Below are 13,987 nucleotides of genomic sequence, written 5' to 3'. Positions count from 1 at the left end.
TTAATATGTTTGATCTGATTTCTTTTGCAGTTTTTCGAGGGTGAACCTCAGCTTATCTTCCTGCCCGTCAATCCGAAAATTACGGGGTGTAAAAATTCCTCCAAAGATACCACCTATTACACTTGTGGGTGCTGCAACCCCCACTGCATATACAACACCTCTTCCAATTGCACCAGGGTCGGGCCCCTCCTCATCATCTATCCCATACTCTGATTCATATGTTTCTTTCCCAACATAATAACCACCTATCAATCCTAATCCGCCACCCGTAGCCATCCCCCTTAAGAATGCCTTTCTCTTCACCTTTATTTTACTGATGCTGGTAGTATGGACGGTATCCAGAATCATGTTTGCCCCTTCGTGCCGGCGCTCTACCTGCAGAAATCCATAATCGAGAAATCGTATCCCCCTGAATGCTATTCTCCCTCCTTTCTCTTTAATGATCCAGCCTTTAAAAACATAATCCATCAAGGGAGGAGCGCCGGGGAAATAATCATTGTCCTGTGCTGCAACAGTGAAACCCATCAGCACAAAGGCGAGGGGTAGAAAATATTTCATCATCCAAGGTTTAGGTATATAAAAGTTACAAATAATATATCGGTAAAAGTAACGGCGCTTCCAGTGTTAACAGGGTTTTAAAGGGATGGAAGGCAATTATCATTTGTGAGCCGTCACCTCCAATCCTGATCAAAAACATAAAAACCGTTGACTTTTCTCATGCTTTTCCGGTTGAAACATCGGTCACTTTATGGGATCAATATCAACCCTGTTAAATACCTTTTTTATGGCTATCAAAATCACCGAAGAATGTATCAATTGTGGTGCATGCGAACCTGAATGTCCCAACAACGCGATCTATGAAGGTGGCGCCCAATGGTCGATTGCTGACAAGACCTCTGTTACCGGAACCTATGTATTGATGGATGGCTCCATGGTAGATGTGAAGGCGCGTTTTCCGGCGCTTGCAGAAGACACCTATTATATTGTTCCCAACAAATGCACCGAATGCCAGGGCTTCCATGAAGAACCGCAGTGCGCAAGTGTTTGTCCGGTTGATTGTTGCGTTCCCGATGAAGCCTACCAGGAAACAGTGGAGCAGTTGCTTGCCAAGAAGGAAGCGCTTCACCCCTGACAATGCAGCATAAATTATCATTATGGATACTATAGAAAAGCAGCGTGAAAAGATCGTTGCAAAGAAAGAAGTGGACCATATTGTGGTTCGTTTTTCAGGAGACTCGGGAGATGGTATGCAACTTACCGGAATGCAGTTCACCGATACTGCCGCGTTATATGGAAATGACCTCAGCACCTTCCCCGATTTCCCCTCAGAGATCCGTGCCCCGATAGGCACGGTGGCCGGCGTTTCGGGCTTCCAGGTGCATTTCGGCAGCAGGGAGATCTTCACGCCCGGCGACAGCTATGATGTGCTGGTTGCCATGAATGCCGCGGCCCTGAAAGTTGACCTGCCAAAGCTTCGTAGAGGTGGCATCATCATCGTTAATACCCAGGGCTTCGATAAGAAAAACCTTGGACTGGCGAAATATCCGCCGGATGCGGATCCACTTAATGATGGAACCCTTAGCAACTATACCATCCATGCCATTGATATCACCAAACTCACCAAAGAATGCCTGGTAGATTCTGGTCTGGGTACCAAGGAAGTGGAACGGTCTAAGAATATGTTTGTACTGGGTTTGCTATTCTGGATGTTTGATAAGGAGATGGATCATACCATAAAATTCATCAACGATAAGTTCACTAAAAAACCAGAGATCGCGGAAGCCAATATCAAAGTACTGCAGGCAGGATGGAACTACGGCGACAATACCGAGATCTTCACCACGCAGTTCAAGATCGGTCCGGCAAAATTACCCCCCGGCACTTATAGAAATATAACCGGCAACCAGGCAATTGTAGTGGGACTGCTGGCTGCTTCAGAGCAATCAGGTTTGCCCCTCTTTATAGGGTCCTATCCTATTACACCCGCTACTGATATACTGCACGAGCTATCCAAATACAAGGGCAATGGAGTAAAGACCTTCCAGGCCGAAGATGAAATAGCCGGCATCGCATCTGCTATTGGCGCTTCTTATACCGGAAGCTTAGCCGTTACCACTACATCAGGACCTGGTATGGCGCTGAAAACAGAAGCGATGGGGCTTGCTACCATGCTGGAGATCCCGCTCCTTATTATTGATGTACAAAGAGGCGGACCATCAACAGGACTTCCTACTAAAACAGAGCAGTCTGACCTGCTGATGGCCATGTTTGGAAGGCATGGAGAAGCGCCGTTGCCGGTTCTTGCTGCCAGCACTCCTTCTGATTGTTTCAATACTGTTTTTGAGGCTTGTAAAATAGCTGTTGAACATATGACCCCGGTGATATTGCTGAGTGATGGATATATAGCTAATGGCTCTGAGCCATGGCGTTTTCCCAATGCAGAAGACCTCGGAACAATCAGCAACAGCTTTTTGCAGAAGGCTAATGGTGCCGACGAAGAACTGCTGCCATATAAGCGCAATGAGTTGTTTGTAAGACCATGGATAAAGCCGGGCACCAAAGGACTGGAGCATCGCATTGGTGGATTGGAGAAGCAGGATGAAACAGGAAATGTTTCCTACGAAGCTGCCAACCATGAAAAGATGACCATGCTTCGTGCCGCAAAGATCAGGGCCATTGAAAATTTCATTCCACTTGCCGCGCCCGATACAGGTGCGGATCATGGCCGCCTGCTGGTACTGGGATGGGGATCAACTTATGGTGCAATAAAAACAGCGGTGAAAGAATTGCTTGCCGAAGGTGAAGATGTTGCGCATCTGCATCTGCATCATATCAATCCATTCCCAAAAAACCTCGGTGAACTGCTCAACAATTATGACAAGGTGCTGATACCTGAAATGAACAGCGGACAATTACTGCAGCTCATCAGGGCTAAATACCTGGTGCCAGCAACGGGATTGTCTAAAGTGCAGGGACAACCGTTTACTACTGCCGAAATAAAAGAAAAAATGCTCCAATTACTAAAAGCATAAACTATGGAAACGCTCACATTAGAAAAGCCTCAATCGCTTACAGCAAAGGATTTCTCGAGTGATATGGAAGTGAAATGGTGTCCGGGCTGCGGCGACTATTCCATCCTGAAGCAGGTGCAGACTGTATTCCCTGATCTTGGCATTCCCAAGGAAAATTTCGTGTTCATTTCGGGTATCGGATGCAGCTCGCGGTTCAGTTATTATATGGATACCTATGGTATGCACAGCATCCATGGCCGGGCCGCGGCAATAGCCTCCGGCGTGAAGGCCGCCAACCCTGAACTCAGTGTATGGGTGGTTTCGGGTGATGGTGACAGTATGTCTATCGGTGGAAACCATTTTATCCACCTGATGCGAAAGAATTTTGACATCAATTACCTGATGTTCAACAACCAGATCTACAGTCTTACCAAAGGACAGTACTCTCCCACTTCTGAAAAAGGAAAGATCACCAAGACCAGTCCCTACGGATCTATTGAAGAACCCTTCAATCCATCCGAGCTGGCCCTTGGAGCAAAGGCAAGTTTTGTAGCGCGTACCCTTGACCGTGACCCTAAACATATGCAGGGCATATTGAGACGTGCACACCAGCATCGCGGAACATCTTTTGTGGAGGTTTACCAGAACTGTCCGGTTTTCAATGATGGTGCTTTCTTTGCTTTTTCAGATAAGGAAACAAAAAAAGAAGAAGCGTTGCAACTGGAAGATGGCAAGCCGCTGGTATTTGGAAATGATGAAAATAAAGGCATTATCCTGGATGGATTAACACCTGTTATTGTGGATCTTAAAGAGGGCGGCCGCGGCAGGGATGAATTGTGGATCCATGATGAAAAAGACAAGACCAAGGCAAACCTGATCGCAAGGTTTTTTGATACGGCCTTTGATGGCCAACATTTTCCGCGGCCCTTTGGTGTGATGTATGCGGAGGAGCGCCCTACTTATGAGGATAATATGGCTGCCCAGATAGAACTGCAAAAAGAGAAGAAGGGAAAGCAGCCCTTACAAAAGATACTGTCGGGAGATAAAACCTGGACAATTTTTTAGCGAAAAATGCTATATTACCGAAGCTGCCAGCAGGTAGCTGCCAAATAAAAAAGCTGCATATGGGTTCCGCTTCACTGATCGCACTGACCCTCGCTGCCGTACTCTTTTCTGCCGGCGGCATACTGATAGCAAAACTATTGGTGAAAGGCACCGTCAACCCCCAGAAGGGACAGGCCTATGAATGTGGAATTCCAACAAGCAGTTCGCCATGGAACCAGTTCAATATCGGTTATTATCTTTTCGCACTCATCTTCCTGATTTTTGATGTGGAACTTATTTTCCTCTATCCATGGGCGGTAGTTGTAAAAAAGATGGGGATGGTAGCACTTGTTGAGATCGTTGTATTTCTTTTCATATTATTCATGGGCTTTTTATATGCCCACAAAAAAGGAGCCCTCAAATGGATGTAAGAGAACAGATACGGGAAACGAACAAGGATTTTCCAGGACAGATCCACCCCGTACCAGGTGGAGGCATCGTGGTAAGCAAGTTCGACGACATTATAAACTGGGCCCGTTCCAATTCACTCTGGCCACTAACCTTCGCCACCAGTTGCTGTGGTATCGAGATGATGTCTGTAGCATCATCCAAATATGATTTCAGCCGCTTTGGATTTGAAGTGGCCCGTGCCTCACCAAGGCAGGCCGATGTTATCATCATTGCAGGAACCATCGTCAACAAAATGGCGCCGGTACTGAAGCGGCTTTATGACCAGATGCCCGATCCCAAATATGTAATTGCCATGGGAGCCTGCGCCATCAGTGGCGGCCCCTTCTTCTACAATACCTATTCCGTTGTTAAGGGTGCCGACCATGTGATACCGGTGGATGTATATATACCTGGTTGTCCACCCCGTCCTGAAGCACTGCTGCATGCATTGATCGCATTACAGGAAAAGATCAAAAGCGGGTTCACCAGGGAACAGATCCGCGGAGAAAAACCACAACCATGACCAAAGAATATTTCAGGGAATATTTTACTGCACTCCTTCCAACCGCCAGCTTTGATGAAAGCGGCGAATGGCTGAATGTGCAGATACAGCCGGAAGAGTGGCGAGGCTTTGCCCTTGAGCTGCGGCAGAGCGAGCTTAATTTTAATTATCTCTTTTGCCTTACCTGCATCGATTGGAAAACGCATCTCACCATGGTTTACCATTTATCGTCTACTGTACACCGTCAGACGGTTGTAATAAAGGCAAACCTCAACCGTGATAGTCCGGAAATAGAAACTGTTTCTGATATCTGGAGAACAGCGGAGTTTCATGAACGCGAAGTATATGATCTGTTCGGGGTGAAGTTTTTGAACCACCCCGACCTGCGCCGGCTGATACTGGAAGATGATTTCTCCGGCTATCCGCTGCGTAAAGATTTTGAAGATCCCATCAACATGATCAAACTATAAAAGCGCAAGATGTATACCGAAACACAGATAGTTCATAATAATACAAAAAAAACTGTTGACGGCGCGCTTGATGGTACCGGGGAAATGGTGATCAATGTTGGTCCGCAGCACCCTGCCACCCATGGTGTTCTCCACCTGGTGATAACACTTAATGGTGAGACCATCAAAAAACTTGAACCGCATCTTGGTTATATACACCGCTCCATCGAAAAGATGTGTGAGAGCCTCAGCTACCGGCAGTTCATTTATGTTACCAGCCGGATGGATTATCTCTCTTCCCATATCAACAACCATGCATGTGCGTTAACCGTGGAGAAGGGCCTGCAACTGGAGATCCCGCCGCGTGCGCAGGTGATAAGGGTACTGATGGATGAACTCACCCGCATCGCTTCCCATGAACTATGGTGGGGCGCTATGGCCATGGACCTGGGTGCATTTACCCCCTTCTTCTATGCCTTCCGTGAAAGAGAGACCATCACCGATATCATGGAAGAAACCTGCGGGGCAAGACTCACCATGAATTATATGGTGCCGGGTGGTGTGATGTATGACATCCATCCGAATTTCCAGCGCAGGGTAAAAGATTTTATCACGCTGTTCAAGAGTAAGATCGACGAATACAATGATCTGGTTACCGGTAATATCATTTTCCAGAACAGGATGAAAGGTGTTGGCAAGCTATCTGCTGAAGATGCCATCTCCTTCGGTTGTACCGGACCGGTAGCCAGAGGAAGCGGTGTAAGATCTGATATCCGGAAACTGTTTCCTTACGAGGTATATGATAAAGTGGAATTTGATGAGATCCTTGAAACTGAAGGCGATTCCTTTGCGCGCTATATGGTCAGGATAAGGGAAATGCACCAGAGTGTGCGCATCATTGAACAACTGATCGATAATATTCCGGAAGGAGATTTCCAGGCCAAAACAAAGGCAGTGTTGAAATTACCCAAGGGTGAATTCTATACCCGTGTTGAAACGGCTCGTGGTGAACTGGGCGTATATATAGTTAGTGAAGGAGGAACAACACCATACCGCATCAAGTTCAGATCACCCGGCTTCTCCAACCTATCGGCACTGGAACATATGGTGGTGGGAAGTAAACTCGGCGACCTGATGGCAACCATGGGAACCCTTGACCTCGTAATACCGGATATAGACAGGTAAACAAAAAAACAATTAGCGATGTTCAGTTTAGAAGGCCTGACCAATTCTCTGCAACAATGGCTCAACGCGCATTTCAGCAGCACCTGGGTGCTGGTGATCGAAAGCCTGCTGGTGATACTGCTGGCCATTGCCTTGTTTGCGATACTGGGATTGGTGCTGGTACTCATGGAAAGAAAAGTAGCCGCCCATATGCAGATCAGGCTGGGACCAAACCGTGTTGGTCCGATGGGAATGTTCCAGACCACTGCCGATACCCTTAAGCTGATCATGAAAGAAGGACTCACACCCGATGGCGCAGATAAATTTCTTTTTAACCTCGCTCCTTTCGTGGTGATGATCGTGGCCATGCTGCTGCTGGCTCCTATTCCTTTTGCACAGAATTTCCAGATCTGGGATATCAATATCGGAGTGTTATTTGTGTCGGCGGTCTCCTCCATTTCCGTGATCGGAATACTGATGGCGGGATGGGCCAGTAATAATAAATACTCCCTGCTCGGCGCCATGCGAAGTGGTGCACAGATCGTGAGTTATGAATTATCGGCGGGACTATCTATTATAACGATAGTGGTGTTAACCGGCAGCCTGCAACTATCTGATATCGTTTCATCGCAACAGAATGGATGGTGGATATTTAAGGGGCATATACCGGCATTTATCGCATTCGTCATTTTCATAATTGCTGTAACGGCGGAGACTAACCGCGCACCATTTGATATGGCAGAAGCGGAGTCTGAACTAACGGCCGGATTCCATACAGAGTACTCGGGGATGAAGTTTGCTCTTTTCTTCCTGGCAGAGTATATCAATATATTTATTGTTTGTGCTATTGGCGCAACGCTGTTTTTGGGGGGATGGATGCCATTGCATATTGGCAACCTGGAAGGCTTTAACCATATCATGGATTATATCCCTTCTTCTGTTTGGTTTTTTGGTAAGGTCTTCTTCCTGATATTCCTGATCATGTGGTTCAGGTGGACCTTCCCGCGGCTGCGGATCGACCAGCTCTTAAACCTTGAATGGAAATACCTGTTGCCGATCAGTATGCTGAATCTTTTGCTGGTAACGATAATGGCAATTATGGGATGGCATTTTTAATGCTTTCAAAAAACGCTCATGTTTATAAAAGAATATATATCGGACATCTATCATGCAGTGAAATCATTGCTGACAGGGATGAAAACAACGGGTGGTTATTTTATTCGTCCCGGTGAGATCATCACCCAGGAGTATCCCGAGAATCGCGCTAACCTGAATCTCTCCGAGCGCTTCAGGGGTGAGGTGGTAATGATCCACGATGAAAACAATGAGCATGCCTGCACTGGTTGTACGGCCTGCGAACTTGCTTGTCCCAATGCCACCATCAAGATCATCACCAAATTTGATGTATCGCCGGAAGGCAAAAAGAAGAAGGCCATAGACACATTCGTGTACCACCTTGAGTTATGCACGATGTGCAATTTATGTGTGGAAGCTTGTCCCACGGATGCCATTAAAATGGCGCAGAACTTCGAGCACAGTGTTTATGACAGGAGCAAACTGACCAAAAAACTCAATCAACCAGGATCAAAAATAAGGGAGGGAGTAGAATGAATGCAGCAGCTATAATGTTTTACATCATTTCGGCATTTATCCTTGGAACAGGAATACTTGCCGTAACCACCAGGAAGATCTTCCGCTCTGCCATCTGGCTCTTGTTCTCACTGATAGGCATAGCCGCTTTGTATTTCTGGATGCAGGTAGAGTTTATTGCCGCGGTGCAGATCATTGTATATGTGGGCGGCATTGTGGTGCTGATCATTTTCTCCATCTTCCTGACCCAGCGTTCTGGGGCACAGATGCCGGCACCTGCGGCGAAACGGAATATTTTTGCCATCCTTGCCGCGCTTTTTGGATTTGGATTTTCTTATAACCTGATCCGCGAATACGAGTTCCCTGCCACCGCAACGCAGCCATTTGTGGTGAATGTTGCCGATATAGGAGAAAGGATGCTCAGCCTTACTGAACACGGATTTGTACTACCCTTTGAACTGGTTAGTATGCTGTTGCTGGCAGCCATGATAGGATGTATCGTGATCGCCATGAAAATTCCGGAGAACAGGAAGGGACAGATCATCTCCCCTCCCCATGCAACAGATATAGAGATCAACCCGGTTCCTGAACCCCAAAAAGAAGAAGTACTATGAGCAGCATTCCCTTAACGCATATATTGTTTGTGAGTACAGCCCTCTTCTTTATAGGGATGTATGGGCTCTTCACGCGGCGCAATATGATCACGATGCTGATGAGTGTTGAACTCATCCTGAATAGTGTGAACATCAATTTTGTGGCCTTCAACAAATACCTCTATCCCGATAAGCTGGATGGCATTTTCTTTTCGCTGTTCATCATAACCATTGCTGCTGCAGAAGCGGCGGTGGCTATTGCCATTATCATAAACCTCTACCGGAGTCACCATTCCATTGATGTGGAAGATGCAACCGAAATGAAATACTAGTATATGAGTACTTACCTGTATATCGCATTGATTCCCCTGCTGCCGCTGGTGAGCTTTCTGTTGCTGGGATTATTCGGCAGGAAATATTTCCGATCATCGGCAGGCATTATCGGAACAATGGCCCTTGCTGCCAGCACCATCATTTCATTCGCGGCAGCCTACCAGTATTTTTTTATAGATGGACAGGCGGATGGCATTTATCAGAAGATCGTGCCCTTCAGTATTAGCTGGCTTCCTTTCAGCGAATCGCTTTCCATTGATATGGGGGTGCTGCTTGATCCGATCTCCATAATGATGCTGGTGGTAGTGAGTTTTGTATCCCTGATGGTGCATATTTTCAGTTTGGGGTATATGAAAGGAGAAGAAAGATTTAGCACATACTACTCGTTTCTTTCGCTGTTTACTTTTTCGATGCTGGGCTTGGTACTCTCCTCCAATATATTCCAGATCTATATGTTCTGGGAGCTGGTGGGTGTATCGTCCTTCCTGCTTATAGGATTTTATTTTGATAAGCCAACAGCTGTTGCGGCAGCCAAGAAAGCATTTATCGTTACGCGGTTTGCCGACTTTGGATTTCTGGTAGGCATCCTCATATTATCATACTACAGCAATACGCTTGATTTCCCAACGCTGATAGAGAAGCTGAGTGATCCGGGTTCAGAAGCATCCCTTGCAATCAGTTCTGCCGGATTTTTAGGGATATCTGCCTTTACCTGGGCGCTGGCATTGGTGTTCATGGGTGGTGCGGGTAAGTCGGCCATGTTCCCTTTGCATATCTGGCTACCCGATGCCATGGAAGGTCCAACTCCCGTTAGCGCATTGATCCATGCCGCTACCATGGTGGTGGCAGGTGTTTACCTGGTAGCAAGATTGTTTCCGGTTTTCTCCACCAATGATACGGCGCTTACGCTTATCAGTTATACCGGTGTAATATCGGCGTTTATAGCTGCCATCATCGCATGTACCCAAACCGATATCAAGAGGGTGCTGGCCTATAGCACCATGTCGCAGATCGGGTATATGATGTTCGCATTGGGGCTTAATCCGGAGAGTGGAGATAATAATCTGGGATATATGGCCTCCATGTTCCATCTCTTCACTCATGCCTTCTTCAAATCATTATTGTTTTTGGGTGCCGGAGCAATCATTCATTTTGTCCATAGCAATGATATGCGTGATATGGGGGGATTAAGAAAATGGATGCCCCTCACCCATGCAACATTTTTGATCGCCTGCCTGGCCATTGCAGGTATCCCACCCTTTGCCGGATTTTTCAGCAAGGAAGAGATATTACTGGCGGCATATGATTCAAATATGACCATCTATTTTATTGCCCTGATAACCGGTGCACTCACTGCATTTTATATGTTCCGCTTGTATTTCTCCATATTCTGGAACAAAGACTCCACCCATACTGCACATCATGGTGAAGGTCCGCTAAGCATGAAGGTACCCCTGGTAATTCTGGCGATCTTCACGCTGGTAGCGGGACTGTTGCCTTTCTCTGAATATATCACGGCAAATGGTGCACCCATCGAAACCCATATCAACCTTGGGTTCTCTATAGCGCCTGTGTTACTGGCCATTACCGGAACCATACTTGCGGGCTGGCTTTATAAAACACCGGGAGATAAGCCTGCAAAACTTGCGGCCGCAGTGGGTGGATTATATCGCGCCGCATACCACAAATTCTATATCGATGAGATCTACCAGTTCATTACAAAGAAGGTGTTGTTTAACCTGGTGGGGAAACCTGCAGCCTGGTTCGACCGCAATATTGTGGATGGCAGCATGAATGGGATGGCTGCAGTTACGGCAAAGATCTCCTGGCTAACGAAAGGGATCCAGAGCGGAAGGGTTCAGAGCTATGCCCTCTGGTTCTTTGGCGGCGTGGCGGCATTAAGTGTACTATTCATCTACCTGTGGAAATAAAATATAACCATGAACCTCACATTACTCATATTAATTCCCCTGCTCACTGCTGTGGCCATCCTTTTCAGCAAGGAGCTGAAGCAGGTAAGAGCCATTGCACTGGGTGGAGCGCTAATACAACTGTTGCTGGCTTTTGCCTTTCTTTATTTATACCTGCAGGCAAGGGCTGGCGGAAATAATTCGCCCATGTTGTTTGAAGACAACTATGCCTGGTTCACCGCCCTTCATATCAACTACCATGTGGGTGTGGATGGCATATCACTCGCCATGATCCTGTTAACTGCCTTTGTGGTGGTTGCCGGCGTGCTGGTATCGTGGACCATGGAGAATATGAACAAAGAGTTCTTCTTTTTACTGTTGTTGCTAAGTCTTGGCGCCTATGGGTTTTTCATCTCCCTTGATCTCTTCACGATGTTCTTTTTCCTGGAGCTCTCCGTGATTCCAAAGTTCCTGCTGATCGGCATCTGGGGCAGCGGTAAGAAAGAGTATAGCGGAATGAAACTGGCACTGATGCTGATGGGTGGTTCGGCACTGGTGTTCATTGGACTGGCCGGACTCTATTTCAATACTGCGGTTGCAGGTGGCAGTTATACATTTGACCTCATGGAAATTGCAGCTCTCGATATTCCGGTTGATGTACAGAAAATATTCTTCCCCTTTGCCTTTTTAGGCTTCGGCATATTTACCGCCATCTTCCCCTTTCATACATGGGTACCCGATGGACATGCTTCCGCGCCTACTGCGGCATCAATGTTCCTGGCAGGCATCTCCATGAAGCTGGGAGGTTATGGTTGTTTGCGGGTGGCGACCTTCCTGATGCCCGAAGGTGCAGAAGCATGGAGTTGGGTCATCATTTTATTATCAACCATCGCCATCATTTATGGTGCCTTTGCCACCATGATGCAGACCGACCTTAAATATATCAATGCCTATTCTTCTGTGAGCCATTGTGGATTTGTATTGCTGGGCATCGGAATGCTAACACAAACATCCATCACCGGCGCGGTGTTGCAAATGGTGTCGCATGGATTGATGACGGCCCTTTTCTTCGCCGCCATTGGGATGATCTATAGCAGAACACATACAAGGCAGGTGGCGCAACTGGGCGGATTATTGAAAGTGATGCCCTTTATTTCATCGGTATTCGTGATTGCAGGTTTATGTTCACTGGGCTTGCCCGGTTTCAGTGGATTTGTTGCTGAGATGACCGTGTTCATGGGCTCCTGGCAGAATCCCGATCCATGGTACCGGCTGGCAACCATTCTCGCCTGTGCTTCCATTGTTGTAACTGCTGTATATATATTGAGGGCCACGGGCAAAACCATCATGGGGCCAATAAACGATAACCATAAAATGATTGGGGATGCCGGGTGGAATGAGAAACTGGCGGCAGTACTGCTGATATCCGGAATAGTGGTGATAGGTGTAGTTCCATTCTGGTTAAATGACCTGATACAGCCCGGAACAACATTGATCATGACGAAATTTTTCAAGTAAGCGAAAATCCAACGCGATGAACGATCTATTGATTATAATGAAACAGGAGCTTTTGCTCACCCTCATCATCTTTGTGTTGCTTACACTGAAGATCGCGAAGGATATGGACAATGGTGCTTTCCTGAACCTGGTGAACCTGTTGCTGGCCATAAATTTTGTTGCTGGATTTTTGGGAAGCATGGAGGGAATGCTCTTCAACGAAATGTACCATACCAATTCATTGATCATCCTCGAAAAAAATATACTTAACCTCGGAACCCTTATCATTTCGCTGCAATCATGGAGCTGGCTGAAAGACCATAAACATGTTGCGGAGTTTTATATTCTTTTGTTGTGTACGCTGCTGGGAATGTTCTTCATGATATCGGCAGGCAACCTGCTGATGTTTTACCTGGGCCTTGAACTATCTACTATTCCCCTTGCGGCCATTGCAAATTTTGACCTTGCCAAAAGGAAGAGTTCAGAAGCTGCGATGAAACTGATCATCTCTTCTGCCTTCTCATCGGGGCTGTTGCTATTCGGTATCTCGCTGGTATATGGAAGTACCGGAACATTAGGCTTTGCGGGCATAGCAGCCAGTTACAGTGCTGATCCGATGCAGTTGTTTGCCTTTGTTTTATTGCTGGCAGGCTTTGGCTTTAAAATATCTGCCGTGCCATTTCATTTGTGGACGGCCGATGTATATGAAGGAGCACCGGTAGCGGTCACCTCCTATCTTTCAGTTATATCAAAAGGAGCCATTTTATTTGTACTGGTGCCGGTGCTTTATACAGTATTCAAGCCCATTGCAGAAAGCTGGTACAATATGCTGTACCTGTTATCGGTTGTGACAATTATTGTAGGAAATCTCTTTGCCATCAGGCAGGAAAACTTCAAGCGATTCCTTGCATTTTCTTCTATTGCGCAGGTAGGTTTTATTCTGGTAGGTATAACCGGTAGTTCGTCGGCAGGCAGCAGTGCTGTTGTATATTTTGTGCTGATCTATATCTTTTCCAATCTCGCTGCCTTTGGAGTGGTATCGTTTGTAAGTGCCACTACTGGCCGGGAAGGAATAAGCGATTATAAAGGATTCTACAAGACCAATCCTGTTTTGAGTTGGGTACTGGCCATTGGGTTGTTTTCACTTGCCGGCGTTCCACCAACAGCTGGATTCTTTGGTAAGTTCTTTTTGCTGCTGGCGGGTGCGGGTAAAGGCAACTATATTCTTTTAACGATCGCTGCGCTGAACATGATCATCTCCCTTTATTATTACCTGCGAATTGTAAAAGCGATTTTCATGGACAGCAATGATCATCCCATTGAAAAACTTTCGGTACCTGTATTTCCAAAGCTTGCTTTATACCTCTGCCTGGCGGGGATAGTGTTCACAGGTTTTGTACGTTATGTGTATGATTATATTCAATCATTGAGTATTGGCTTTTAA

Annotated in this window: 15 protein-coding genes; 14 read left to right on the top strand and 1 reads right to left on the bottom strand. The window is 46.6% G+C overall.

Features of this window, described 5'->3' with window-relative positions; all coding sequences use genetic code 11:
- A complete protein-coding gene (locus V6M43_RS10545) occupies window positions 1–558 on the bottom strand; it encodes a hypothetical protein (protein WP_332735028.1) in 558 nt (185 codons plus the stop codon).
- A 226-nt stretch (window positions 559–784) separates the two neighbouring features.
- Between V6M43_RS10545 and V6M43_RS10540 the strand changes: the two genes are divergently transcribed.
- Genes V6M43_RS10540 through V6M43_RS10475 form a run of 14 tightly spaced genes read left to right on the top strand, consistent with a single transcriptional unit; the run spans window position 785 to window position 13,987 of the window.
- Window positions 785–1,132 carry a 4Fe-4S dicluster domain-containing protein gene (locus tag V6M43_RS10540; RefSeq protein ID WP_332735027.1) on the top strand — a complete coding sequence of 116 codons (348 nt, stop codon included), beginning with the start codon at window positions 785–787 and terminating at the stop codon, window positions 1,130–1,132.
- Between the two features lie 22 nt (window positions 1,133–1,154).
- Entirely contained in the window at window positions 1,155–3,032 is a 1,878-nt protein-coding gene (locus tag V6M43_RS10535; RefSeq protein WP_332735025.1) for a 2-oxoacid:acceptor oxidoreductase subunit alpha, read from the top strand.
- Window positions 3,033–3,035: 3 nt separating this feature from the next.
- The gene (locus V6M43_RS10530) at window positions 3,036–4,076 is read left to right on the top strand and encodes a 2-oxoacid:ferredoxin oxidoreductase subunit beta (RefSeq protein WP_332735023.1); all 1,041 of its coding nucleotides are present in this window, start codon (window positions 3,036–3,038) and stop codon (window positions 4,074–4,076) included.
- A gap of 59 nt (window positions 4,077–4,135) precedes the next feature.
- On the top strand, window positions 4,136–4,486 hold the full coding sequence (locus tag V6M43_RS10525; protein WP_039132798.1) for an NADH-quinone oxidoreductase subunit A: 351 nt from the start codon (window positions 4,136–4,138) through the stop codon (window positions 4,484–4,486).
- A complete protein-coding gene (locus V6M43_RS10520; protein ID WP_039132795.1) occupies window positions 4,477–5,028 on the top strand; it encodes an NADH-quinone oxidoreductase subunit B in 552 nt (183 codons plus the stop codon). Before V6M43_RS10525 ends, V6M43_RS10520 begins: the two co-directional genes overlap by 10 nt.
- Window positions 5,025–5,477 carry an NADH-quinone oxidoreductase subunit C gene (locus V6M43_RS10515; protein WP_332735019.1) on the top strand — a complete coding sequence of 151 codons (453 nt, stop codon included), beginning with the start codon at window positions 5,025–5,027 and terminating at the stop codon, window positions 5,475–5,477. The genes V6M43_RS10520 and V6M43_RS10515 overlap by 4 nt, the downstream gene beginning before the upstream one ends.
- A gap of 9 nt (window positions 5,478–5,486) precedes the next feature.
- Window positions 5,487–6,641, top strand: coding sequence for an NADH-quinone oxidoreductase subunit D (locus V6M43_RS10510; RefSeq protein WP_332735017.1), 1,155 nt, complete (start codon window positions 5,487–5,489; stop codon window positions 6,639–6,641).
- An 18-nt stretch (window positions 6,642–6,659) separates the two neighbouring features.
- Complete coding sequence (gene nuoH, locus V6M43_RS10505; RefSeq protein ID WP_332735015.1) at window positions 6,660–7,736, top strand: NADH-quinone oxidoreductase subunit NuoH; 1,077 nt, start codon at window positions 6,660–6,662, stop codon at window positions 7,734–7,736.
- Between the two features lie 18 nt (window positions 7,737–7,754).
- A complete protein-coding gene (locus V6M43_RS10500) occupies window positions 7,755–8,231 on the top strand; it encodes a 4Fe-4S binding protein (protein WP_332735013.1) in 477 nt (158 codons plus the stop codon).
- A complete protein-coding gene (locus V6M43_RS10495) occupies window positions 8,228–8,824 on the top strand; it encodes an NADH-quinone oxidoreductase subunit J family protein (protein WP_332735011.1) in 597 nt (198 codons plus the stop codon). The genes V6M43_RS10500 and V6M43_RS10495 overlap by 4 nt, the downstream gene beginning before the upstream one ends.
- Entirely contained in the window at window positions 8,821–9,135 is a 315-nt protein-coding gene (gene nuoK, locus V6M43_RS10490; protein WP_039132787.1) for an NADH-quinone oxidoreductase subunit NuoK, read from the top strand. Before V6M43_RS10495 ends, nuoK begins: the two co-directional genes overlap by 4 nt.
- A gap of 3 nt (window positions 9,136–9,138) precedes the next feature.
- Window positions 9,139–11,067, top strand: coding sequence for an NADH-quinone oxidoreductase subunit L (gene nuoL / locus V6M43_RS10485; protein WP_332735008.1), 1,929 nt, complete (start codon window positions 9,139–9,141; stop codon window positions 11,065–11,067).
- A 9-nt stretch (window positions 11,068–11,076) separates the two neighbouring features.
- Window positions 11,077–12,564, top strand: a complete 1,488-nt coding sequence (locus tag V6M43_RS10480) for a complex I subunit 4 family protein (protein WP_332735006.1) — start codon at window positions 11,077–11,079, stop codon at window positions 12,562–12,564.
- 16 nt (window positions 12,565–12,580) lie between these two features.
- Window positions 12,581–13,987, top strand: a complete 1,407-nt coding sequence (locus V6M43_RS10475; RefSeq protein WP_332735004.1) for an NADH-quinone oxidoreductase subunit N — start codon at window positions 12,581–12,583, stop codon at window positions 13,985–13,987.

It is taken from the genome of Flavihumibacter sp. (assembly GCF_036676075.1).
GTDB lineage: Bacteria > Bacteroidota > Bacteroidia > Chitinophagales > Chitinophagaceae > Flavihumibacter.
The sequence above is the reverse complement of the archived record's forward strand: the minus strand, read 5'-3'. Positions and strand labels throughout refer to the sequence as shown.